Source organism: Burkholderia sp. MSMB1835 (genome assembly GCF_001526365.1).
Lineage (GTDB): Bacteria > Pseudomonadota > Gammaproteobacteria > Burkholderiales > Burkholderiaceae > Burkholderia.
Window position 1 is genome coordinate 180,877 of sequence record NZ_LOYP01000025.1, and the last position, 23,389, is coordinate 204,265.

Genomic DNA, 23,389 nt, shown 5'->3' on the forward strand with positions numbered 1-23,389 from the left:
CCCCATCGCCCATTCCCATGACCGCGCTGAAGACGCTCGCCATCGCCAATTACCGCTCGCTGCGCGAGCTGATCGTGCCGCTCGCGGCGCTCAACGTCGTCACGGGGCCGAACGGCAGCGGCAAGTCGAGCGTGTACCGCGCGCTGAGGCTGCTCGCCGACACCGCGCAGGGGCGCGTGATCCCGTCGCTCGCGCGCGAGGGCGGCTTGCCGTCGACGTTGTGGGCCGGGCCCGAGCGCTTCTCGCGCGCGATGCTGGCCGGCGAGGTGCCGGTGACGGGCACCGTGCGCAACGGGCCGGTGAGCCTGAAGCTCGGCTTTGCGTGCGACGATTTCGGCTATTCGATCGATCTCGGCCTGCCGCTGCCGAGCAGCTCGCAGTTCGCGCTCGATCCGGTGATCAAGCGCGAATGCATCTGGGGCGGCGCGTTGCCGCGCCCGTCCGCGCTGCTGGTCGACCGGCAGGGCGCGCAGATTCGCGCGCGTACCGCGTCGGGCGACTGGCGGACGATTCCGCAACCGGTCGCGAGCTTCGACAGCATGATGACCGAGTTCGCCGATCCGACCGGCGCGCCCGAGATGATCGCGGTGCGCGAACGGATTCGTTCGTGGCGCTTCTACGACCATTTCCGGACCGATGCGCAGGCGCCGGCGCGCCAGTCGCACATCGGCACCCATACGCCGGTGCTCGCGGACGACGGGGCCGACCTGGCCGCCGCGCTGCAGACGATCCGCGAAATCGGCGACGCGGCGGCGCTCGACGCGGCGATCGACGACGCGTTTCCCGGCGCGTCGGTCGAGATCGACAATCCGGGCGGCCGCGGCCGTTTCGACGTGCTGATGCGCCAGCCGGGGCTGCTGCGGCCGCTGGCGTCGGCCGAGCTGTCCGACGGCACGCTGCGCTACCTGCTGCTCGCGGCCGCGCTGTTGACGCCGCGGCCGCCGGCGCTGATGGTGCTGAACGAACCCGAGACGAGCCTGCATCCCGATCTGCTGCCGGCGCTCGGCCGCCTGATCGCGCAGGCCGCCCGGCATTCGCAGGTGCTGGTCGTGTCGCACGCGGCGCGGCTCATCGCGACGCTCGAGCGCGAGGCCGGCTGCGAATCGCTGGTGCTCGACAAGCAGCTCGGCGCGACCGCGCTCGTCGATGCCGACTCGCGCGACCTGCCGGCCTGGAAGTGGCCGTCGCGCTGACGGCCTGATGGTGTGCGTTGGGTCGCGAACGGCGCGCGAAGGCACCGGATCGGCGCCGAGCGGCCTCGATGCGAGGCGGCCGGGCCCGCTCGGCGGAATGTATCCGGTCTGTAACAACCCCCAAAAAATGAAAGACCGGCGGTTCCGCTCATCGGGATCGCGAATAATAATGGGATATCCGGCTGGCGCCGCGTCGGCCGGCGCGGGATGGACGCGGGGCGTGCGCGCGCAAGCGCGGCGCTGCGGGCCGTCCCGCAACGGACAGGACACAGGAGACGTGGACCATGAGAATTGCGCAGATCGCCCCGCTGACCGAATCCGTACCGCCGAAGCTGTATGGCGGCACGGAGCGCGTCGTGTCCTACATCACCGAGGCGCTCGTCGAGCTCGGCCACGATGTGACGCTGTTCGCGAGCGGCGATTCGACGACGCGGGCGAAGCTCGAGCCCGTGTGGCCGCGCGCGCTGCGACTCGATTCGTCGATCCGCGACCGGGTCGCGCCGCACATGCTGCTGATGGAGACGGTCGCGCGCCGCGCGAAGGATTTCGACGTGCTCCATTTCCACATGGACTACTACTCGTTCTCGGTCTTCAACCGGCAGGAAACGCCCTACGTGACGACGCTGCACGGCCGGCTCGACCTGCCCGAGCAGCAACCGGTGTTCGACACGTTCAACACGGCGCCGGTGATCTCGATTTCCAATTCACAGCGCCAGCCGTTGCCGCAGGCGAAATGGCTGACGACCGTCTATCACGGGCTGCCCGAGACGCTGTACATGCCGCAGCCGGTCGAGCCGCGCTATCTCGCGTTCCTCGGCCGCATCTCGCCGGAAAAACGCGTCGACACCGCGATCCGCATTGCCGGCCAGTGCGGGTTGCCGATCCGGATCGCCGCGAAGATCGACGCGGCCGACCAGGAATACTTCGACCGCGAGATCAAGCCGCTCTTCGCGTTGCCGCACGTCGAATACGTCGGCGAGATCGCCGATCACGAGAAGGCTGAATTCCTGTCGGGCGCGCATGCGCTGCTGTTTCCGATCGACTGGCCGGAACCGTTCGGCCTGGTGATGATCGAGGCGATGTCGTGCGGCACGCCGGTGATCGCGTTCAACCGCGGTGCGGTGCCGGAAGTGGTGGACGAGGGCGTGTCGGGTTTCATCGTCGAGGATGAAATCAGCGCGGTGGCCGCCGTGAACCGGCTGCACCTGCTGCCGCGTGCGCGCGTGCGGCAGCGCTTCGAGGCGCGTTTCACGTCGCGCCGGATGGCGCAGCAGTACGTGGACGTGTACCAGTCGGTGATCCGCGCGCAGAAGCGCTCGCGCTTCAAGGTGATCGACTCGACGACCTGAGCGGCCCGACCGACCCGGCCGCGTTGGCGCAGCGCGCCGGCGGATAAAAAAACGGCGATGCCCGCGAGGACATCGCCGTTTGCGCACGACCCGCGCGTGGCCCGCGCGAGCAGGGCGTCAACGTCAGATCTTGAGCTTCGTGACCTTCGTGCCGTTGATCGACACGTCGCCCATCAGGCCGGCGTTGGTCAGCACGACGACCTGGACCGGTGCGGTGGCCGTGTTGGAGTCGACCGCGCCGTTCGCGCCCATCTTCACGAGTGCGACCGATGCGCCGGCGCCGGCGGCCCAGCCGTCCGAGTTGCGGAATTCGTCGAGCGCCTGCTGCGTCATGAACAGGAACACGATCGCCTTCGACTGCGCGCCGGCCTGCAGGCCGACCGACAGCGACGACGTGTTGTAGTAGCCGACCGTGCTGCCGCCGACGCGCAGCGCGCCGTTGCCGGACTGGCCGCCGACGATGAAGCCGGCTTGCAGCACTTCGGGGAAGACCAGCACGCCGCGCGATTTCGCGACGAGTTCGCGCGAACCCTTGACCGTGGAGTACATGCGCGACAGCGTGGCGTCGACGCTCGCGTCGATCGACTGGCGTTTGGACGCGTTGGTCGCGGCGTTGTCCGGCTTGTCCGGGGTGGTGGTGCAACCGGTGAGCGCGAGGCTACCGACGATGAGCGCAGCGGCGGCTTTCAGCACAAGATTCCGTTTTTGCATCGTTGTTCTCCATCGGATGACGTTCGGAGTGAGTCTCGCTCAAGGAGCGGATCACGTCGGCAGTTATATCACAGCGGATTACGGCCTCTTTTCGTTGCCGCGTGAAAAAGCGTCAAATCGCGTGGGGGTGTCGCGGCGCGCCAACGGACGATGCGGCGCCGACGCGCGAGGGGCGGGTCGGCATGCGGGGCGCGCGACGGCCGGGGGGGGGGGGCGCGGCGTGTGCAGCGCGCGCCCGTGTCAGTGTGTGACGGGCGGAACGGGCGGCTTGATCGGCGGGCGGCGAAGCGCGCGGCGGATCAGCGCGATCACGATGCCGCACGCGAACAGGAACGCGGCCGGGACGACCCAGTAGCCGACGAACGCATGCCACAGATAGCCCGCGAGCGTATTGCGGCGTACCACGTATTCGTCGCGCGCCGCCTGCTGGCGCGGCGCGTTGGCGGCGAGCACGTCGGCCGGGCAGCCGGCCGCGCGCGCTTCGTCAGGATCGCCGTGACACTTCGCGGCGGCGCCGGCGGCCTGCTGCGCGTCGGTGAGCTGCCAGGTGGTCAGCGCGAGCTGCAGGTCCGCCTTGTTGTAGGCCATTTCCTCGCGGATCTCGCGTACGGCGACGATCGCGACGGGCACCGCCCAGAACACGATCACGATCAGCCAGCGGCGGAACCAGCGGTGTTGTCTCCATGCCATCCAAGCCTCCGTTTGACGCGCGTGCGCGTCCGTCTCGAGGGCGGCCCGATGGCGCTTCTTGGTCTTGGGTGGGCCGCGTTGCAGCCATCATAGAAGAAAACGCGGCGAAATGCCGCACCATGTGGCGGCGCCGGGCCGGCAGTCGGAAAAAACGGGGCGGGAAAGACGGGAATGCATGCGTCGATGCGCATGCAACGAAAACGAAAATGCCGCGCCCGCCGAAGCGGGACGCGGCATTCGGGACGGGAGCGCCGGGACTCAGGCGGCCGGCTGGTTGCTCAGGCAGCTCTTCATGAACGCCTTGCGATCGTCACCCTTCTTGCCGGTGGCCTGCGTATTGCACGCCTTCATCTTTTCCTGCTGCGTCATCGCCTTCGCGGGCTTCGCCGACAGGCAGTCCTTCATGAACGCCTTGCGTTCGTCGCCCGTCTTGCCGGCTGCCTGGGTGTTGCAGGCCTTCATCTTGTCCTGCTGGCTGTTCGCCGCGAAGGCGGGGGAAGCCAGCATGCCGCCGAGAAGCACTGCGGCTACGAGCGATTGGATTTTCATTTCGACACTCCCATGGGGTGAATTGCGTGTGATCGACGCCGTCACGAAGTACGACGCGATGAGGACAGGGCCGCATCGCACCACGCGCTCCGATTATGGCAAATCAAGGTGAAAACACCAAAACGGCACTTTCTATAACGTTGCGGACGCCACGGCCGTTGACGCCGCGCGCGGCCCGGAGATCGGGACAAACCATGATGCGCGCCGGCTGTCGTCGGCCGCCGCGCCGGAACCTGCCGGCTCGCGGCCGGGAGCCATTACAATCGCGGCCATGAATACACCGAACACCGCATCCCCTTCGTCCGCGGCGACACTGCCGCGCATCGCCGTACTCGCCACCGGCGGCACGATCGCCGGCGCCGCGCCCGACGCGGCCAGCACGGCCGGCTATCAGGCCGGCGCGCTCGGCGTCAATTTCCTGGTCGACGCCGTGCCGGCGCTCGCGTCGGTCGCACGCATCGACGCGGAACAGGTCGCCAGCATCGACAGCAAGGATCTCGCACTGCCGCTGTGGAACACGCTCGCCGCGCGGATCGACGCGCTGATGGCCGACCCGGCCGTCGACGGCATCGTGATCACCCACGGCACCGATACGCTCGAGGAAACCGCGTATGCGCTGCATCTGGTCGTGCGGGGCGACAAGCCGGTCGTGCTGACGGCCGCGATGCGGCCGGCCACCGCGCTGTCGTCCGACGGCCCGCTGAACCTGCTGAACGCGGTGACGGTGGCCGCGCATCCGGCCGCGCGCGGGCAGGGCGTGCTGGTCGCGTTCAACAACCGGATCCACGGCGCGCGCGATGTCGTGAAGACGAGCACCTATGCGGTCGACGCGTTCCAGTCGCCGGAGCTCGGCGCGCTCGGCTGGGTGCAGGACGGCCGCGTCGAATTCGCGCGCCGCGTCACGCGCACGCGCGACACGCAGCTGGCGATCGCCGCGACCTGGCCGCCGGTCGAAGTCGTCGCGAGCTATGCGGGCGTGACGCGCACGGCCGTCGACGCGCTCGTCGCGGCCGGCGTGCGCGGCCTCGTCGTCGCGGGCACCGGCAACGGCTCGATCCATGCGGCGCTGCAGGCGGCGCTCGCCGATGCGGCGAACGCGGGCGTGGCGGTGGTCCGTGCGTCGCGCGTCGGTTCGGGGCATGTGATGCGCAACGGCGCCGCGAGCGACGATGCGCTCGGTTTCGTGAGCGCGGGCTCGCTGCACCCGTTCAAGGCGCGCGTGCTGCTGATGCTCGCGCTCGCGAACGGCATTCGGGATCGAGACGCACTGCAGCACGCGTTCGATACGCTGTGACGGCTGGCCGCCGCTCGGGCGGCGGGCGGCGCGCATGAAAAAATGGCAGGCCGGTGGCCTGCCATTTTTGCGTCGGTGCTGCGAGAACGCTCAGGGCTGCACGATCAGGACTGCGGCGGAATCACGAGCTTCTGGCCCGGGTAGATCCGGTCCGGGCTCGACAGCATCGGCTTGTTCGCCTCGAAGATCGCCGGGTACTTGCTCGCATCGCCATACACTTCCTTGGCGATCGCCGACAGCGTGTCGCCCGGCTTCACGTCGTGGTATTGCACTTCCGGATCGTCCGGCTGCAGATCGTCGTCGTTGACGCCCGCGACGCCTTGCACGTTGCCGGCCGCGACCTTGACCTTCGCCTTCGTGTCGAGATCGGCGACGCTGCCCGACAGCGTGACGGTGCGCGACGCGCCGTCGAACGCGACCGTCAGATTCGACGTGTCGAGACCTTGCGAGCTGATGTAATTCTTGATGGCATCGGCCGCAGTCTGGTTCGCGGCATTCGGATCTTCCGCTGCCTGCGCATCGGCGTGACCCAGCAGTTTTTCACCCGCCTCCTTGATAAACGAAAGAAGACCCATCGTTGCACTCCTTAGGTGGTTGAAAAGAAAACGCGCCGTGAAGTGGCGAAAAAAACACCGCGCTGGATGCGGGCCCCGAAGGGCGCGCAAGCGCGGCGGTTTTCTCGAAAGGCGTGGCGAAAGTGTAGGCGTTCAACGCGACGATTGCATGAAAAATCGCACGCTCGAACGTAAAGAAATGTAATACGCGAAATCCGACAGGCGGACACCCGACGACGACGTCTGACCGACCAAGGCTTCCCCGGCGCCGCCGGGTGCCGCTGCGGACCCCACCACGCCGCTCTCAGCCCAGAGCGGCGTTTTTCGCCCCGTCGCGCACGCGTTTCAGCGATACGCGGCGGGGCGCCCCACCGTGATGCGCGTGTGCCCGCGCATCGATGCGACCGGCCGTGGCCGGGTCGCCTGTGTCGTTCGCGCATCCGCCGTGGCGGCGGATCGCGCGTCATTGCATTTGCCGCGGCATTCGCCGAACGCACCGGCGAAGCAGCCGCCGAACGCGACGGCATGTCGCGGCGTGCGCTCAGCCCTGCGTCTTCTCGATCTCGAAGTTCGACATGATCTCGAGTGCGCGCACGAGGGCCGAGTGATCCCATGCCTTGCCGCCGTGCGAGGCGCATACGCTGAACAGCTGCTGCGCGCTCGCGGTGTGCGGCAGCGCGAGGCCGAGCTTGCGTGCGCCGTCGAGCGCGAGGTTCAGGTCCTTCTGGTGCAGCTCGATGCGGAAACCCGGATCGAACGTGCGCTTGGTCATCCGCGCACCGTGCACTTCGAGGATGCGCGACGCGGCGAACCCGCCCATCAGCGCCTGGCGCACGCGCTCCGGATCGGCGCCCGAACGGGCGGCGAACAGCAGCGCTTCGCCGACCGCCTCGATGTTCAGCGCGACGATGATCTGGTTCGCGACCTTGCAGGTCTGGCCGGCACCGTTGTCGCCGACGAGCGTGATGTTCTTGCCCATCTTCTCGAACAGCGGCTTCGCGCGCTCGAACGCCTTTTCCGGGCCGCCGACCATGATCGTCAGCGTCGCTTCGCGTGCGCCGACTTCGCCGCCGGACACCGGCGCGTCGAGGTAGTCGCAGCCGAGCGCGTTGATCTGCTTCGCGAATGCCTGCGTGTCGAGCGGCGAGATCGAGCTCATGTCGATCACGAGCTTGCCGGCCGTCAGGCCCTTCGCGACGCCGTCGTCGGCGAACAGCACGTTACGCACGTCGGGCGTGTCCGGCACCATCGAGATGATGATGTCGGCGTGCTGCGCGACTTCGGTCGAGTTCGCGACGACCTTCGCGCTGCCGCGCAGGTCGTCCGGAATCGGGAACGCACCGTTCACGACGAGCTGATGGTCGCCCTTGAGCAGGTTGCGCGCCATGTGCGCGCCCATGATGCCGAGGCCGATGAAACCGATGGTTGCCATGTGAAAGTCTCCTATAGGGCTGAAAACGGGAAGGGCGCGACTCAGGCGGCGCGACGCGCCGACGCCGGTGCGCAGCCGGCCACGCTTTGCAGCCAGCCGAGGCCTTCCGTCGTGGTGGTACGGGGCTTGTATTCGCAGCCGACGTAGCCGGCATAGCCGAGCCGGTCGAGCAGCGCGAACAGGAACGCGTAATTGATCTCGCCGGTGCCCGGCTCGTTGCGGCCCGGGTTGTCCGCGAGCTGGACGTGGCCGATCGACGCGAGGTTGCGTTCGATCGTCGCGGCCAGTTCGCCTTCCATGCGTTGCATGTGATAGATGTCGTACTGCAGGAACAGGTTGTCCGAGCCGACCGCGCGGATCACGTCGAGCCCCTCGGACGAGCGGTTCAGCGCGAAGCCCGGGATGTCGAAGCGGTTGCACGGCTCGACCAGCAGGCGGATGCCTTCGCGCTTCAGCGCGTCGGCGGCGAAGCGCAGGTTGTCGACGATCGTGACGAACGTCTTGTCGCGCGCCGTGCTCGCCGACGGGATGCCGACGAGGCAGTTCAACTGCGGCACCTTCAACGCCTTCGCGTACTCGATCGCACGGCCGACGCCTTCCTGGAATTCGCTCACGCGATCGGGCAGGCACGCGATCCCGCGCTCACCCTGATCCCAGTTGCCGGCGGGCAGGTTGTGCAGCACGAGGCGCAGGCGGTGCGTCTCGAGCCGCTCGGCGAGTTCCTCTTTCGCGTACGGGTACGGGAACAGGAACTCGACGGCGTCGAAGCCCGCGTCCGCGGCCGCCTTGAAGCGGTCGAGGAACGGCACTTCGTTGAACAGCATGGTCAGGTTTGCAGCAAACTTCGGCATGAGCTAAGCCTCTTCGGTCGGTCAGTCAAAAAATGTCGTGCGGTTCAGTCGAGCATCGAGATTGCGGTCGGCGCGTGCTCGGCCTTTTCGGCGAGCTCCTCGAATTCGTTGATCGCGTCGATTTCGGTGCCCATCGAGATGTTCGTCACGCGCTCGAGGATCACTTCGACGACCACCGGCACGCTGAACTCCTCGGCGAGCGTTTGCGCCTGGCGCAGCGCCGGCTCGATTTCTTCCGGCTTGAACACGCGCAGCGCCTTGCAGCCGAGGCCTTCGGCGACCGCCACGTGATCGACGCCATAGCCGTTCAGTTCCGGCGCGTTCACGTTGTCGAACGCGAGCTGCACGCAGTAGTCCATGTCGAACGCGCGCTGCGCCTGACGGATCAGCCCGAGGTACGAGTTGTTCACGACGACGTGCACGTACGGCAGCTTGAATTGCGCGCCGGCGGCCAGCTCCTCGATCATGAACTGGAAGTCGTAGTCGCCGGACAGCGCGACGATCGGGCGGCTCGGATCGGCCGCACGCACGCCGAGCGCGGCGGGGATCGTCCAGCCGAGCGGGCCGGCCTGGCCGCAGTTGATCCAGTTGCGCGCCTTGAACACGTGCAGGAACTGCGCGGCGGCGATCTGCGACAGGCCGATCGTGCTGACGTAGCAGGTATCGCGGCCGAACACCTTGTTCATCTCCTCGTACACGCGCTGCGGCTTGACCGGCACGTTGTCGAAGTGGGTCTTGCGCTGCAGCGTGCGCTTGCGTTCCTGGCATTCCGCGACCCATGCGCTGCGGTCCTTCAGCTTGCCGGCGGCCTTCCATTCCCGTGCCACCGCGACGAACAGCTCGAGCGCCGCCTTCGCGTCCGACACGATGCCGAGATCGGGGCCGAACACGCGGCCGATCTGCGTCGGTTCGATGTCGACGTGCACGAACTTGCGGCCCTTCGTGTAGACCTCCACGCTGCCCGTGTGGCGGTTCGCCCAGCGGTTACCGATGCCGAGCACGAAGTCGGATGCGAGCATCGTCGCGTTGCCGTAGCGATGCGACGTCTGCAGCCCGACCATGCCGGCCATCAGCGGGTGGTCGTCGGGAATCGCACCCCACGACATCAGCGTCGGGATCACCGGCACGCCGACCGTTTCGGCGAACTGCACGAGCAGGTCTTCGGCCGCCGCGTTGAGCACGCCGCCGCCCGACACGATCAGCGGCTTGTCCGCGTCGTTCAGCATCGCGAGCGCCTTCTCGATCTGCGCGCGGGTGGCCGCGGGCTTGTAGACCGGCAGCGGTTCGTACGTGTCGATGTCGAATTCGATTTCGGCGAGCTGCACGTCGATCGGCAGGTCGACCAGCACCGGGCCCGGACGGCCCGAGCGCATCAGGTGGAACGCCTGCTGGAACACGCGCGGCACGAGCGCCGGTTCGCGCACGGTCACGGCCCACTTGGTGACCGGCTTCGCGATCGATTCGATGTCGACGGCCTGAAAATCTTCCTTGTAGAGGCGTGCGCGCGGCGCCTGGCCCGTGATCGCGAGGATGGGAATCGAATCGGCCGACGCGGAGTAGAGGCCGGTGATCATGTCGGTGCCGGCGGGGCCCGACGTGCCGATGCACACGCCGATGTTGCCCGGTGCGGCTCGCGTGAAGCCTTCGGCCATGTGCGATGCGCCTTCGACGTGACGGGCCAGCACGTGGCTGATGCCGCCCGACTTGCGCATGGCCGAGTAGAACGGGTTGATCGCGGCGCCGGGCACGCCGAACGCGGTCTGGATGCCTTCCTTCTCGAGCACGAGTACGGCTGCGTCGACGGCTCTCATCTTGGCCATGAATGTCTCCTTGAATGTGGCGGATCGTGCGAATCGGTCTGTTGGGAACACTTTAGGGATGCAGGAAAGGTTTGATAAGATCAGCCGAAGTCGCTTATTTCGAAACTAAAAGTATGGAATGACCGTCGGACGGGGCTTCCCGCCGAGGTCGGAACGGAGACGGAAGATGGACCGCTTCAAGCAGATCGAGACGTTCGTGCGGGTGGCCGATGCCGGCAGCCTCGCGGCGGCCGCGCTCGAGGAGGGCGTGTCGCCGGTGGTGCTCGGGCGGCGCATCGATGCGCTCGAGAAGCGCCTCGGCGTGAAGCTGATGTACCGCTCGACGCGGCGGCTGGTGGTCAGCGAGGAGGGTGCCGCGTTCCTCGAGCGGTGTCGCGGGCTGCTGTCCGAATGGGACCAGGCCGAGAACGAGCTGGCCGCCGGGCGACGCGCGGTGAGCGGCCACCTGATCGTGTCGGCGCCGGCCGCGTTCGGCCGCAAGCACGTCGCGCCGCACGCGCCGGGCTTTCTGGCCGACAAGCCGGAGATGCAGCTGTCGTTCAACCTGACCGACCGCGTCGTCGATCTCGTGCGCGAGGGCTATGACCTGTCGATCCGGATCGGCGGCGCGGTCGATCCGAACTTCGTCGCGGTGAAGCTCGCGTCGAACCGGCGCGTGGTGTGCGGCACGCCCGGGTATTTCCGCAAGCACGGCCGGCCGAAGTCGCTCGACGACCTGCTGAAGCACAACTGTCTCGCGTTCAACCTGCAGGGCGGCCAGAACCGCGGCTGGTATTTCCAGCGCCACGGCAAGATCGTGACGATGCGCGTGACCGGCAATCTCGACTGCAACGACGGCGAGCTGCTGCACCGCTGGGTGGCCGAAAGCCTCGGGCTCGGCTGGCGTTCGACCTGGGAAATCGCCGCGCAACTCGAAACGGGCGAGCTCGAGACCGTGCTCGACGAATACGCGCTGCCCGACTACGACATCCTCGCGGTGTATCCGCAGCAGCGCTACGTGCCCGCGCGCGTGCGCTACTTCATCGACTATCTGCGCGACGCGTATGCGCGGCCCGGCTACTGGAGCAGCACGCCGTAACGGGCGCGGCCCCTTCGTCTCGCAAATTTTTGCGCTTCGCCGGCTTCGCGCGGGAATAAACTCGACGCAGCGGCGGTAAGGTCATCGAGTGCGCGCGCTGCCGGTCTGTCCGGGCGCCGGGCGCGAGATCGGGCGCGGCTTCGGACGCGAGACGGGTGCGGCTTCGGCCGCCGGGACCAGGGAGGTCATGTGGGGCAAGCCGGACAGGCGATCGACGAGCGGGCGGAGCACGACGCGCTCGCGCGCGGCGAGCGGTTTCGCGCGCTGGTGCTGCCGCACCTCGACGCCGCGTACAACCTCGCGCGCTGGCTGAGCGGCAATGCGGGCGACGCGGACGACGTCGTCCAGGACGCGTGCATGCGCGCGCTCCGCTTCGTCGACTCGTGCCGCGGCGACAACGCGCGGCCGTGGCTGCTGACGATCGTGCGCCACACCTGGTACACCGAGTGGCGCCGCCGCACCCACGCGCACGAGGTCGCGCTGCCCGACACGCTCGACGACACCGACGTGCCCGACGACTGGCAGCCGGCGACGGAAGATCCGCTCGCGCAGCTGCTGCGCGGCGAGAACGTGCGGCTCGTGAACGCGGCGCTCGCGAAGCTGCCGCCCGAATACCGCGAGGTGCTGGTGCTGCGCGAGATGGAGGATTTGAGCTACCGCGAGATCGCGGCGATCGCCGACGTGCCGGTCGGCACCGTGATGTCGCGGCTCGCGCGCGGCCGGCGCCGGCTTGCTGCGCTGCTGGCCGGCACGCAGACGCCGGCACGCGAAAGCGCGCCGGGACGTGCGTCGGCGGGCGGAACCGCATCGGAGGCGATCGATGGACTGTAACGAAGCGCGCGCATTGCTGGACGCGGACGTCGACCGCGAGTTGTCGGCGCCCGATGCGTTGCGCGTCCAGCAGCATGTCGAAGGGTGCGACGCGTGCCGGCGCGCACGCGAGCGGATCGTCGCGCTGGGGCATGCGGTGCGGCAGGCCGACTATCACCGCGCGCCGGATGCGCTGCGCGCGAGCATTCTCGCGGGGCTGCCGGCGGCGGGCAGCGACGACGAACGCGCGCGCGGATCAAGCCGGGCGGAACCCGCGCCGGATGGCGGCGCGGCTCGGCCGGGGTCGCGGCCGCGAGCGGGGGCGCGCCGCTGGTTCGCGTGGCCGGCCGGACGCGGCGTATCGGCCCGCCCGGCCACTGCCGGCCCAGGGCCGCGCGTCGCGGCGCTGCCCGGGCTCGGCTGGGGCGTGGCGCTGTTGGTCGCGCTGGCCGCGGCGGCCGGGATGACACTGTCCGCCCGTCATGCCGACACCGACCGGACGGTCGACGAACTGGTGTCGAGCCACGTGCGCGCGGGCCTGTCGGCGCGCGACATCGACGTGATCTCGACGGACCGGCATACGGTCAAGCCGTGGTTCAACGGCCGGCTCGACTATGCGCCGCCCGTCGAGGATCTGTCGGCGAGCGGTTTCCCGCTGGCCGGCGGCCGGCTCGACTACGTCGGGCGCCGCCGCGTCGCGGTGCTCGTGTACCGCTACCGGCAGCACGTGATCGACGTTTACGTGCGGCCGGCCGCAGAAGGGCGCGAGCACGCGCCGTATGCGACCGTGTCGCAAGGCTACGCGCTCGATCGCTGGGACGCGGCCGGGATGACCTGGTGGGCCGTGACCGACGCGGAGCCGTCGGCGCTGGCCGCGTTCAGGACGGCGCTGGACGCGCGCCTGGGCGGGGCGCGCAGTGAGTGACTGCCGGCTGGAGCTCCGGCCGAAGCCCGAGGATGGAGCCGCCTCCAGTGCTCCGTCCCCGATTCGCGAATGGGCGCACGCAGCGACGCTTCTGTCGCCGGTGCCCTTCCGGTCCCCTTCAAGTCTTTGAAAACACGGCCGAATCCGCTCGGAAATCGTTGATCGGTGTTGCGTGTGCCCCGTAACCGGGTTAGAATCTTCGGCTTCTCACTTGCCACACCGGTTCAGACGCCCGGGTGGCTTCAATCCACAAGGAGTGTGTAATGCGTCATTACGAAATCGTATTCATCGTGCACCCCGATCAAAGCGAGCAAGTGCCCGCGATGATCGAGCGTTACAAGACCACGATCACGTCGCACGGCGGCCAGATCCACCGTGTCGAAGACTGGGGCCGTCGCCAACTGGCCTACATGATCGAGAAACTCGCGAAGGCTCACTACGTCTGCATGAACATCGAGTGCGACCAGACGACGCTCGACGAACTCGAACACGCGTTCAAGTTCAACGACGCCGTGCTGCGCCACCTCATCGTCAAGATGAAGAAGGCCGAAACCGGCCCGTCGCCGATGATGAAGGAAGTTCAGCGCGAAGAAGCCAAGAAGGCGGCTGCAGCTCAGCCGGCCGAAGCGCAGGCTTAAGTTCGTCACGCATTAAGCCATCAAGGAGCGCGCCACTCACGTGAACAGGTTGCAATTGACGGCGAGCGTCGTCGAACGCGCACCGGTGCGATATACGCCGGCAGGTGTTCCGATCGCAAGCGCCACGTTGCATCACCGCACGGAAGTCGTCGAAGCAGGCATTCCCCGTCAGGTCGACATGACGATCGAGGCGGTGGCGGCCGGTGAGGCGAGCGGCAAGCTGGAAAGTCGTGAAATGGGCGTCGAAACGCTGTTCACGGGCTTCCTGGCCAAGAAAAGCCGCAACGCGAGAACCTTGGTGTTTCACATCACAGCATTGCAGGACATTGGAAAGGACTGAAATCATGCCCCGCCCGACTGGTAAGAAATTCGACAAGCGTCGTCAGCAACAAAACCCGCTCTTCAAGCGCAAGAAGTTCTGCCGTTTCACGGCTGCCGGCGTCGAGCAGATCGACTACAAGGACACGGAAACGCTGAAGGACTTCATCGGCGAAAACGGCAAGATCACGCCGGCTCGTCTGACGGGTACGAAGGCGCACTATCAGCGTCAGCTGGATACGGCCATCAAGCGTGCGCGTTTCCTCGCGCTGCTGCCGTACACCGATCAGCACAAGGCGTAATCAGGCGACGCAATAAGGAGAATTCGAATGCAAATCATTCTGTTGGAAAAAGTCGCCAATCTGGGTAACCTCGGCGATATCGTCAAGGTCAAGGACGGTTACGCTCGCAACTTCCTGATCCCGAACCGCAAGGCTCGCCGTGCAACGAAGGAAGCGATCGCCGAATTCGAAGTGCGCCGCGCCGAACTCGAAAAGATCGCCGCTGAAAAGCTGGCGGCATCGCAGGCAGTCGGCGAGAAGCTGAACGGCCAGACGTTCGAAATCACGCAGAAGTCGGGCGTCGACGGCCGTCTGTTCGGCTCGGTCACGAACGGCGACGTCGCGGAACTGCTGAAGAAGGCAGGCTACGAAGTCGAAAAGCTGCAAGTGCGCATGCCGGAAGGCCCGCTGAAGATGATCGGCGAGCACAACGTCCAGGTCGCGCTGCACACGGACGTCGTCGTCGACGTCACGATCAACGTGATCGGCGACCACGCGTAAGCGTATGCAAGCTTGCCGGGCGGCTTCCGCCGTCCGGACAAGGGCAGGCGCCCGGGCAACCGGGGCCTGCCTTTTTTATTGCCCGCTCGCCGGCAAGCGGTGGTAGCGCTGCCGCCATCTATTCGCGATAATCCCAACCCATGAACGCGCCGCAAGATCCTCAAATCGAATCGCTGAAAGTCCCGCCGCATTCGGTCGAAGCCGAGCAGTCGGTGCTCGGCGGCCTGTTGCTCGACAACGCGGCATGGGACCGGATTGCCGATTTCCTGTCGCAGGGCGACTTCTACCGCTACGACCACCGGATCATCTACGAGCACATCGGCCGGCTGATCGCGGCGACGCGCCCGGCCGACGTCGTGACCGTGTACGAAGCGCTGACCACGTCCGGCAAGGCCGACGACGTCGGCGGGCTCGCGTATCTGAACGCCCTCGCGCAGAACACGCCGAGCGCGGCGAACATCCGCCGCTACGCGGAAATCGTGCGCGACCGCGCGGTGCTGCGCCGGCTGGTGTCGGTCGCCGACGAAATCTCGGCCGACGCCTTCAATCCGCAGGGCAAGGAAGTCCGCCAGCTGCTCGACGAAGCCGAATCGAAGGTGTTCTCGATCGCCGAAGAGGGCGCGCGCGGCAACCAGGGCTTCCTCGAGATCGGCCCGCTGCTCACGCAGGTGGTCGAGCGCATCGACACGCTGTACCACACCGCGAATCCGAGCGACGTCACCGGCACGCCGACGGGCTTCGTCGACCTCGACCGGATGACGTCCGGGATGCACGGCGGTGAACTGATCATCGTGGCCGGAAGACCGTCGATGGGTAAGACCGCATTTTCGATGAACATCGGCGAATACGTCGCGGTCGAGTACGGGTTGCCGGTCGCGGTGTTCTCGATGGAAATGCCGGGCACCCAGCTCGTGATGCGTATGCTCGGCTCGATCGGCCGGCTCGACCAGCACCGGATGCGAACCGGCCGCCTGACGGACGAGGACTGGCCGAAACTGACGCACGCGGTGCAGAAGATGAGCGAGGCGCAGCTCTTCATCGACGAGACGGGCGGCCTGAACCCGATGGAATTGCGCTCGCGCGCGCGGCGTCTCGCACGCCAGTGCGGCAAGCTCGGCCTGATCATCGTCGACTACCTGCAGCTGATGTCGGGTTCGTCGCAGGGCGAGAACCGCGCGACGGAAATCTCGGAGATTTCACGTTCGTTGAAGAGTCTCGCGAAGGAGCTCGACGTGCCGGTGATCGCGCTGTCGCAGCTGAACCGCGGCCTCGAACAGCGCCCGAACAAGCGTCCGGTGATGTCGGATTTGCGCGAATCGGGCGCAATCGAACAGGATGCGGACGTGATCCTGTTCATCTATCGCGATGAAGTCTACAATCCCGACAGCCCTGACAAGGGGACGGCCGAAATCATCATCGGCAAGCAGCGTAACGGCCCGATCGGGCCCGTTCGGCTCACGTTCCTGGGGCAATACACGAAGTTCGACAACTTTGCCGGGGCGCAAACCTTCTACGGCGAGTGAAGCCGGTTGTAAACACCTATTTCGCCAAATGTTGTATCCAATCCCGGCGTGCGCATATGCGCACGTCGCGTCGCGACCGGAAACGGTACAATGTCGCCCGTTTTCGTGACAGTAGTTTGACAATCTCTCAGGAATCCCATGTTCGGTCGATTCATGCCCACCGAGGGCAAGTTCTTTGAACTCTTCAACGCGCACGCGAAGCACATCGTTTCCGGTGGCCGCGAGCTCGAACTGCTGATCGACAATCTCGCCGACGCCGAGATTCACAAGCAAAACGTGCAAATCGCCGAGAAGGCCGCCGACAAGCTCACGCACGAGGCGATCGATCTGCTGCACAAGACCTTCATCACGCCGCTCGATCGCGACGAGATCCACAAGCTGATCACGACGATGGACGACATCCTCGACCTGATGGAGGACGTCGCGACGGCCGTGTCGCTGTACGACGTGCAGTCCGTCACGTCCGAGGCGAGCCAGCTCGCGCACATCGTCACGCAATCGGCGCAACACGTGCAGCAGGCCGTCGGCTTGCTGTCCGACATGAAGCAGTCGGCACAGATCCTCAAGCAGTGCGAGGAAATCGACCGCTGGGAGTCGGAAGCCGATCGCGTGCTGCGCGCGGCGATGTCGAAGCTGTTCCGCGAGGAAGACGACGTGAAGACGCTCATCAAGCTGAAGGCGATCTACGAGCTGCTCGAGGAGATCACCGACAAGTGCGAGGACGTCGCGAACATCATCGAAGGCATCGTGCTGGAAAACGCCTGAGCGGACCACGATGCATTCGATACAACTCGCCCTATGGATGGTCGCGACGCTGGTGCTCGTCGCGCTCGTATTCGACTTCATGAACGGCTTTCACGACGCGGCGAACTCGATCGCCACCGTCGTGTCGACCGGCGTGCTGAAGCCCCAGCAGGCCGTGGTGTTCGCGGCCGCGTTCAACGTGATCGCGTACTTCATCTTCCACCTGAAAGTCGCGCAGACCGTCGGTAAAGGCACGATCGATCCGGAGATCGTCGACCATTACGTCGTGTTCGGCGCGCTGGTCGGCGCGATCGGCTGGAACGTGATCACGTGGTATTACGGGATTCCGTCGAGCTCGTCGCACGCGCTGATCGGCGGTCTCGTCGGCGCGGCGCTCGCGAAGTCCGGCTGGAGCGCGCTGAACATCGACGGGCTGCTGAAGACGATCGCGTTCATCTTCATTTCGCCGCTGCTCGGTTTCATCCTCGGTTCGCTGTTCATGCTCGGCGTGTCGTGGCTGTATTTCCGTACCGCGCCCAGCAAGGTCGACCGGCGCTTCCGCCGGCTGCAACTGCTGTCGGCCGGGCTGTACAGCCTCGGTCACGGCGGCAACGACGCACAGAAGACGATCGGTATCATCTGGATGCTGCTGATCGCGAGCGGTTACGCATCGGCGAGCGCCGATGCGCCGCCGGCCTGGGTGATCGGCGCGTGCTACCTGTCGATGGGCCTCGGCACGCTGTTCGGCGGCTGGCGCATCGTGCGCACGATGGGCCAGAAGATCACGAAGCTCAAGCCGGTCGGTGGTTTCTGCGCGGAAAGCGGCGGTGCGATCACGCTGTTCATCGCGTCGTTCCTCGGCATTCCGGTGTCGACCACGCACACGATCACCGGCGCGATCGTCGGTGTCGGCGCGACGCAGAAGCTGTCGGCCGTGCGCTGGGGCGTCGCCGGCAACATCGTGTGGGCGTGGGTGCTGACGCTGCCGGCGGCCGCGCTGTTTGCAGCCGGCGGGTGGTGGCTCGGACGCCAGATCTTCTGAGCGCCGACACGGCCGGATCGACATGAAATGCGCCGCAAGCCGAAAGGCTGCGGCGCATTTTCTTTTGGAGGCTGGGGCAAGAGAGCGGCGACGAGGCGGGAGGGGCGGCAGATGCCGCCAACGTCGTTGACGGGCGGATTCGGGCAATCGCTCAATAACTGCCGTTCGCAAACCGCGCGATCGGATCGTCTGCCGTACCGGTGCGCGGGCTGATGGGCGCGGATTGCGTCGATGCGCGCCACACTTGCACGGGCGCGGGCTCGATACCGCGTGGGGGCGTCGACGCGGTCGCGGGCGGCGGCTCGGCATCGAAGGCGGCGGCCTGGGCAGCCGTCAGCGCGGTCGTTGGGATCTGCGTGCCGACTTCCGCCGGGGTGGCCGGTGCGGCATTGGCCGTCATCGCGGGCATCGCGTCATTCGCCGACGTGGCTTGCTGCTGCGCCGCCAGCATCCGCGGCGGCGGCGGTTCGTACGGATCGGCGACCGACGCTGCCGGTGCAACTGCGGCGGCCGTCGCGACCGGCGTGGTCGGGGTGGCCGACGCCTGCGTCGCTCTCGCTTGCGGCGGCGCATACGCGGGCTGCCGCGGTGCGGCGGCAGCCGTCACGACCACGGGAGCGGCTGCGACCGCCGGCGCATTGCGCGGCTCGTCGCGCTTGGCTTCGTAGGTCGGTGCATCGAACGGCGTCGGCGCCGAGCGCGGCGGCGCGACGCGGCGAATGCCGTCGAAGCGCTTCGCCCAGTAGGGGTTCGTCAGGTAGTCGAGCCGTACGGTGCCGCCCGTCGACGGCGCGTTGACGAAGCGCAGCTTGCCGACATAGATACCGACGTGCGAATGCGGCCGCCCGGTCGTATTGAAGAAGATCAGGTCGCCCGGCGCGATTTCATCGGGTTCGATCGACACGCCGCGGCTGCTCATGTCGGCGGTCGTGCGCGGCAGGTTCACGTCTGCAGCACGGCCGATCACGTAGCGGACGAGCCCGCTGCAGTCGAAGCCGCTCGCCGGCGTGTTGCCGCCCCAGCGATACGGGATGCCGACGAGGCTCATCGCCTGGATCGAGATTTCTTCCTGACCGACGCTGTGGTCGACGAATTTCGGGAAATTGGCGGGCGCCGGGAATGCACGCGGCGTCGTGATCTTCATGCCCGAAGCGGAACGCGATGCCGACTGCGGCGGCACGCTGGAACAGGCCGCAAGCAGGGAGACGACGGCGACGGGAACCCAGATTCGAAGCATGGCAAGGCGGGCGAGCGCGGCGCGCTCGCGAATCGTATGACAACAGACAGACCCGATGGTAGACGCACCGGCGGGGCTTAAGCAACCATTCTTGAGAATTTACTTGAAGTTTCGCGCGTAAACTGCATGCTTGCGTGACGAAGCGTTACTTATGTCTTCGACCCCAAATAAAAACGGCGCTCCGGAAACGGAGCGCCGCGTGGCGTCGACAGCCGGCCGATCGGCCGGCTCGCGCGTTACAGAATGTCCGACGCGTAGTCGGCGAGTCGCGAGCGTTCGCCGCGCGCGAGGGTCACGTGGCCGCTGTGGCCCCAGCCCTTGAAGCGGTCGACGACGTAGGTCAGGCCCGAACTGCCTTCGGTCAGGTAAGGTGTGTCGATCTGCGCGATGTTGCCGAGGCAGACGATCTTCGTGCCGGGGCCCGCGCGCGTGACGAGCGTCTTCATCTGCTTCGGCGTCAGGTTCTGCGCCTCGTCGATGATCAGGTACTTGTCGACGAACGTGCGGCCGCGCATGAAGTTCATGCTCTTCACTTTGAGGCGCGAACGGATCAGCTCCTGCGTCGCGGCACGGCCCCATTCGCCGGCCGCGTCGTCGGTCTTCTGCAGCACTTCGAGGTTGTCGTCGAATGCGCCCATCCACGGCTGCATCTTCTCTTCCTCGGTGCCGGGCAGGAAACCGATGTCCTCGCCGACGGGCACGGTCGCGCGCGTCACGATGATCTCGTTGTAGCGCTTGTCGTCGAGCACCTGCGCGAGGCCGGCCGCGAGCGCGACGAGCGTCTTGCCGGTGCCGGCCTGGCCGAGCAGCGTGACGAAGTCGATCTCGGGGTTCATCAGCAGGTTCAGCGCGAAGTTCTGCTCGCGGTTGCGCGCGGTGATGCCCCACACGTTGTTCTTGTGGTGGCTGTAGTCGCGCAGCGTCTGCAGCAGCGCCGTCTTGCCGTTCAGCTCGCGGACGATCGCGTGGAACGTCGGCTCGCCGTTCTGCGGCTCCAGATAGACGAACTCGTTGACGAGCATCGACGCGACGAGCGGGCCCGTCACGCGGTAGTACGTGGTGCCCGTCTTCGTGTCCTGCCAGCTCTCCATGCCCTTCGCGTGCTTGGTCCAGAAGTCCTGCGGCAGCTCGCGCACGCCGTTGTACAGGAGATCCGAATCCTCGAGCACCTGGTCGTTGAAGTAGTCTTCCGCGGGCAGGCCGAGCGCGTGCGCCTTGATCCGCATGTTGATGTCTTTCGACACCAGCACGACCTGGCGATCGGGGCGGTCGCGCTGCAGCGCGCGCACGACGCCGAGGATCTGGTTGTCGGCCTTGCCTTCGGGCAGGCCTTCGACGGGCGCGATGTCGGCGAGCTTCGTCTGGAAGTACAGGCGGCCGAGCGCGTCGCGGCTGCCGAGGCGCGACAGCGGAATGCCGGCCGAGATCGGGCCGCCGTCGGCGACGAGCGCGTCGAGCGTGCGGCTGACCTGACGTGCATTGCGCGCGACTTCGGACATCCCCTTCTTGTGGTTGTCGAGTTCCTCGAGCGTCATCATCGGCAGATAGACGTCGTGTTCCTCGAAGCGGAAGAGGCTGCTCGGGTCGTGCATCAGCACGTTGGTGTCGAGCACGAACAGTTTCTGCTGTTCGGCTTCGGCGGGTTTGCGGCCGCGCGACTTCGTCGCGGCGCCGGCGTCGCGCGCGGGCGTGGCCGCCGGTTTGCCGGCGGCCGGTTTGTCGTTGCGTGCGACGACCGGCGCCGCGGGCTCGACGGGCGCCGGCAGCGGCTGCAGCAGGGCGGCCGTCTGCTTGGTCTTGCGGCCGCGCGCGGGTGCGCTCGCGGCGCCGGACACCGAAGACGCGACGGCGCGCAACGGCGCGGCCGTGTTCGCGGCTTCGATCATCGGTGGGGCCACGCTGGCCGAACCATAGTCACCGGCTGTGGATGCGTCCCCTTCGGCGGATTTCTTCGCGGCTTTCGCGGGCCGCGCTTTCGCCTTGTATTCGTCGGGCGGCAGCAGGCTGCCGAGCTTGCTGGGGGGAGTAGGCAAAGGCATGGTGTCCCTCGGGAGGAATCGTGTCGCATGAAGTGCGCCGCTGATCGCATCCTGCGTGACGTAGACGCATGCAGTTTGCGCGCGGTGGCGCACAGGAATTTCGTCTAGCCGGTTCGCCTAAGTGTCGATCAGCTCCTCGATGCGGTAAGGGCCGGACCGGGGAGGGCCGGCGCGCGTTCCATAAAAAAAGCCGCTGCCCCGTCGACAGGGACATGCGGCTCGGCTGATGCCGTCGTGATGCGCGTCAGGTGCCGGCAAGCATTGCAACGGGCACCGGCGCAGCTACGAGAAATATGGGGCGAACTGGCATTCATTGCGGCCCAATATAACGCGCCTCAAAGCGCTTGTACAGCCTTTAGCACGTCGTCCACGTGACCCGGTACCTTGATGCCGCGCCATGCCTGGCGAAGCACGCCGTCGGCGTCGATCAGGAACGTCGAGCGCTCGATTCCGCGCACTTCCTTGCCATACATTTTCTTCATCTTGATGACATCGAACAACGCGCACAGCGCTTCGTCGGCATCGGAGATCAGCGGGAACGGCAGCTCGAGCTTGGCCTTGAAATTGTCATGCGAGCGCAGGCTGTCGCGCGACACGCCGATGACTTCCGCACCGGCCTTCTTGAACTTCGGATAGAGATCGCGGAACTGCAGCCCTTCGGTCGTGCAGCCCGGCGTGTTGTCCTTCGGATAGAAGTACAGCACGAGCTTCTTGCCCTTCAGGTCGGACAGCGAAATGTCGCCGCCCGTGGCCGGTGCGGTGAAATCGGGAACTTGACGGTCAACTTCGACGGACACGTGTTTCTCCTGTTGTTATGGAAGAGCGCCGCTGCGGCGGCGCGGTTCGGCGGCGCGGTTCGGCGGGGCGGCGCGGCAGCGCTTCGCAAGGGCGGCGACGCCGGCGCGCGCGAACTCAGTCGGGCTGGACGATCAGTTCACCGGAGCGGCCGGGGATTTCGCCCCACGCGACAGGGTACGATGGCAGCGAGTCGCGGTCCAGCGTCGCATGGTAGTCGCCCATCGTCGCGAACGTGTGGCCTTGCGCACGCCAGCCGGCGAGCAGTTGCTCGAATACGGGCGCGAGCTTCTGGCCTTCCAGCTCCGCATGCAGCGTGAACACCTGGTCGTGCGGATTGGTTTCGGTGAACTTGAGGAGGTGCGCGGCGACGTTGTGCGTGTCGACGCCGTCGACGCCGAGCACTTCGTCGAGCGTCGGCAGCGTGGTCGGCATCTGCACGTGCGACAGCGTGCGGCCGCCGACCACGGGCAGGTACGGCGAGTGGCCGCGACCGTCGGACGCGTAGCGCATCCCCCACGCGTCGATCTGCTCGAACGCGGCGTCGTTCATCTGCCAGCCCGCCGCGCCGTGCGTGACGGGCGGCGCGCCGAAGATCTCGACGAAGCGCGCGTGACTTTTCTGCATTTCACGCGCGGTCCAGTCGCGATCGCGTACGCGCACGTTGTCCTGCCAGTAGACGTGATCCCACGTGTGGATCCCGCATTCGAAGCCGGCCTCGTGAATCGCACGCATGTCGGCGATCGCGCGGCGACCGATGTCGGGGCCGGGCAGCAGCACGCCGTACATCAGCTGCTTCACGCCGTAGTGTTCGACCACCGACGTGCGCGACACCTTCTTCAGGAAGCCCGGGCGGAACACGCGCCGCAGCGCCCAGCCCGTGTGATCGGGGCCGAGGCTGAAGAGGAAGGTCGCGCGCGCATTGAAGCGATCGAAGATGCGCGCGAGGTTCGGCACGCCTTCGCGCGTGCCGCGCAGCGTGTCGACGTCGATCTTGAGGACGATACGAGCCAAG

General features: G+C 66.8%; 24 protein-coding genes and 1 pseudogene. 14 read left to right on the forward strand and 11 right to left on the reverse strand.

Annotated features, from left to right (window positions below):
* Nucleotides 1-17 precede the first annotated feature (17 nt).
* Together WS96_RS11455 and WS96_RS11460 are read left to right on the forward strand one after the other, a co-directional pair.
* Nucleotides 18-1,193 (forward strand): AAA family ATPase, encoded by a 1,176-nt coding sequence (locus WS96_RS11455; protein ID WP_059832602.1) that lies wholly within the window; start codon nucleotides 18-20, stop codon nucleotides 1,191-1,193.
* Between the two features lie 284 nt (nucleotides 1,194-1,477).
* Nucleotides 1,478-2,542: a glycosyltransferase family 4 protein gene (locus WS96_RS11460; protein WP_034207499.1), complete on the forward strand. Its 1,065-nt coding sequence runs from the start codon at nucleotides 1,478-1,480 to the stop codon at nucleotides 2,540-2,542.
* A gap of 123 nt (nucleotides 2,543-2,665) precedes the next feature.
* Here the strand turns inward: WS96_RS11460 and WS96_RS11465 are convergent, their stop codons facing one another.
* The 3 genes from WS96_RS11465 to WS96_RS11475 form a co-directional block, all read right to left on the reverse strand.
* Nucleotides 2,666-3,253: a BPSL1445 family SYLF domain-containing lipoprotein gene (locus WS96_RS11465; protein ID WP_034207498.1), complete on the reverse strand. Its 588-nt coding sequence runs from the start codon at nucleotides 3,251-3,253 to the stop codon at nucleotides 2,666-2,668.
* A 240-nt stretch (nucleotides 3,254-3,493) separates the two neighbouring features.
* A complete protein-coding gene (locus tag WS96_RS11470) occupies nucleotides 3,494-3,943 on the reverse strand; it encodes a hypothetical protein (RefSeq protein ID WP_059832605.1) in 450 nt (149 codons plus the stop codon).
* A gap of 258 nt (nucleotides 3,944-4,201) precedes the next feature.
* Nucleotides 4,202-4,492, reverse strand: a complete 291-nt coding sequence (locus WS96_RS11475) for a PsiF family protein (protein WP_011549641.1) — start codon at nucleotides 4,490-4,492, stop codon at nucleotides 4,202-4,204.
* A 271-nt stretch (nucleotides 4,493-4,763) separates the two neighbouring features.
* Between WS96_RS11475 and WS96_RS11480 the strand changes: the two genes are divergently transcribed.
* A complete protein-coding gene (locus tag WS96_RS11480; protein ID WP_059832607.1) occupies nucleotides 4,764-5,786 on the forward strand; it encodes an asparaginase in 1,023 nt (340 codons plus the stop codon).
* Nucleotides 5,787-5,890: 104 nt separating this feature from the next.
* On the opposite strand, the gene lysM is transcribed toward WS96_RS11480, so the two are convergent.
* From lysM to gcl, 4 genes are all read right to left on the reverse strand, one after another.
* Nucleotides 5,891-6,361, reverse strand: a complete 471-nt coding sequence (gene lysM, locus WS96_RS11485) for a peptidoglycan-binding protein LysM (protein WP_059832610.1) — start codon at nucleotides 6,359-6,361, stop codon at nucleotides 5,891-5,893.
* A 520-nt stretch (nucleotides 6,362-6,881) separates the two neighbouring features.
* Nucleotides 6,882-7,772, reverse strand: coding sequence for a 2-hydroxy-3-oxopropionate reductase (locus tag WS96_RS11490; RefSeq protein WP_059780987.1), 891 nt, complete (start codon nucleotides 7,770-7,772; stop codon nucleotides 6,882-6,884).
* A 41-nt stretch (nucleotides 7,773-7,813) separates the two neighbouring features.
* Nucleotides 7,814-8,623, reverse strand: coding sequence for a hydroxypyruvate isomerase (hyi, locus tag WS96_RS11495; RefSeq protein ID WP_059832611.1), 810 nt, complete (start codon nucleotides 8,621-8,623; stop codon nucleotides 7,814-7,816).
* 44 nt (nucleotides 8,624-8,667) lie between these two features.
* Complete coding sequence (gene gcl, locus WS96_RS11500) at nucleotides 8,668-10,443, reverse strand: glyoxylate carboligase (protein ID WP_059832613.1); 1,776 nt, start codon at nucleotides 10,441-10,443, stop codon at nucleotides 8,668-8,670.
* A 166-nt stretch (nucleotides 10,444-10,609) separates the two neighbouring features.
* Here gcl and WS96_RS11505 point away from each other — a divergent pair, with 166 nt between their 5' ends.
* The 10 genes from WS96_RS11505 (at nucleotide 10,610) to WS96_RS11550 (ending at nucleotide 18,303) form a co-directional block, all read left to right on the forward strand.
* Nucleotides 10,610-11,521 (forward strand): LysR family transcriptional regulator, encoded by a 912-nt coding sequence (locus WS96_RS11505; protein WP_059832615.1) that lies wholly within the window; start codon nucleotides 10,610-10,612, stop codon nucleotides 11,519-11,521.
* Nucleotides 11,522-11,710: 189 nt separating this feature from the next.
* Nucleotides 11,711-12,352 carry an RNA polymerase sigma factor gene (locus tag WS96_RS11510; RefSeq protein ID WP_059832617.1) on the forward strand — a complete coding sequence of 214 codons (642 nt, stop codon included), beginning with the start codon at nucleotides 11,711-11,713 and terminating at the stop codon, nucleotides 12,350-12,352.
* On the forward strand, nucleotides 12,342-13,256 hold the full coding sequence (locus WS96_RS11515) for an anti-sigma factor family protein (protein WP_059832619.1): 915 nt from the start codon (nucleotides 12,342-12,344) through the stop codon (nucleotides 13,254-13,256). Before WS96_RS11510 ends, WS96_RS11515 begins: the two co-directional genes overlap by 11 nt.
* Before the next feature lie 263 nt (nucleotides 13,257-13,519).
* A complete protein-coding gene (gene rpsF, locus WS96_RS11520; protein ID WP_027784636.1) occupies nucleotides 13,520-13,894 on the forward strand; it encodes a 30S ribosomal protein S6 in 375 nt (124 codons plus the stop codon).
* Between the two features lie 40 nt (nucleotides 13,895-13,934).
* Nucleotides 13,935-14,234 (forward strand): primosomal replication protein N, encoded by a 300-nt coding sequence (gene priB / locus WS96_RS11525; RefSeq protein ID WP_011885023.1) that lies wholly within the window; start codon nucleotides 13,935-13,937, stop codon nucleotides 14,232-14,234.
* Nucleotides 14,235-14,238: 4 nt separating this feature from the next.
* Nucleotides 14,239-14,514 (forward strand): 30S ribosomal protein S18, encoded by a 276-nt coding sequence (gene rpsR, locus WS96_RS11530; protein ID WP_006486248.1) that lies wholly within the window; start codon nucleotides 14,239-14,241, stop codon nucleotides 14,512-14,514.
* A 27-nt stretch (nucleotides 14,515-14,541) separates the two neighbouring features.
* Nucleotides 14,542-14,994: a 50S ribosomal protein L9 gene (gene rplI / locus WS96_RS11535; RefSeq protein ID WP_027784634.1), complete on the forward strand. Its 453-nt coding sequence runs from the start codon at nucleotides 14,542-14,544 to the stop codon at nucleotides 14,992-14,994.
* A 140-nt stretch (nucleotides 14,995-15,134) separates the two neighbouring features.
* On the forward strand, nucleotides 15,135-16,517 hold the full coding sequence (locus tag WS96_RS11540; RefSeq protein ID WP_034207487.1) for a replicative DNA helicase: 1,383 nt from the start codon (nucleotides 15,135-15,137) through the stop codon (nucleotides 16,515-16,517).
* Between the two features lie 138 nt (nucleotides 16,518-16,655).
* Entirely contained in the window at nucleotides 16,656-17,282 is a 627-nt protein-coding gene (locus WS96_RS11545) for a DUF47 domain-containing protein (RefSeq protein ID WP_006478627.1), read from the forward strand.
* Between the two features lie 10 nt (nucleotides 17,283-17,292).
* Nucleotides 17,293-18,303, forward strand: coding sequence for an inorganic phosphate transporter (locus tag WS96_RS11550; RefSeq protein ID WP_059505011.1), 1,011 nt, complete (start codon nucleotides 17,293-17,295; stop codon nucleotides 18,301-18,303).
* A gap of 151 nt (nucleotides 18,304-18,454) precedes the next feature.
* Here WS96_RS11550 and WS96_RS11555 read toward each other — a convergent pair whose 3' ends face one another.
* Both WS96_RS11555 and WS96_RS11560 read right to left on the reverse strand, forming a co-directional pair.
* Nucleotides 18,455-19,540, reverse strand: a complete 1,086-nt coding sequence (locus WS96_RS11555; RefSeq protein ID WP_059832621.1) for a C40 family peptidase — start codon at nucleotides 19,538-19,540, stop codon at nucleotides 18,455-18,457.
* Between the two features lie 236 nt (nucleotides 19,541-19,776).
* Complete coding sequence (locus WS96_RS11560) at nucleotides 19,777-21,579, reverse strand: PhoH family protein (RefSeq protein ID WP_059832623.1); 1,803 nt, start codon at nucleotides 21,577-21,579, stop codon at nucleotides 19,777-19,779.
* Here WS96_RS11560 and WS96_RS34780 point away from each other — a divergent pair.
* Nucleotides 21,475-21,716: pseudogene (locus tag WS96_RS34780) on the forward strand (hypothetical protein); the annotation flags it as partial. The gene WS96_RS11560 and the pseudogene WS96_RS34780 overlap by 105 nt on opposite strands.
* Nucleotides 21,717-21,914: 198 nt before the next feature.
* On the opposite strand, the gene WS96_RS11565 reads toward WS96_RS34780, so the two are convergent.
* Both WS96_RS11565 and WS96_RS11570 read right to left on the reverse strand, forming a co-directional pair.
* Entirely contained in the window at nucleotides 21,915-22,376 is a 462-nt protein-coding gene (locus WS96_RS11565) for a peroxiredoxin (RefSeq protein ID WP_034207483.1), read from the reverse strand.
* A 115-nt stretch (nucleotides 22,377-22,491) separates the two neighbouring features.
* Entirely contained in the window at nucleotides 22,492-23,388 is an 897-nt protein-coding gene (locus WS96_RS11570) for a polysaccharide deacetylase family protein (protein WP_059504999.1), read from the reverse strand.
* Nucleotide 23,389: the final 1 nt, after the last annotated feature.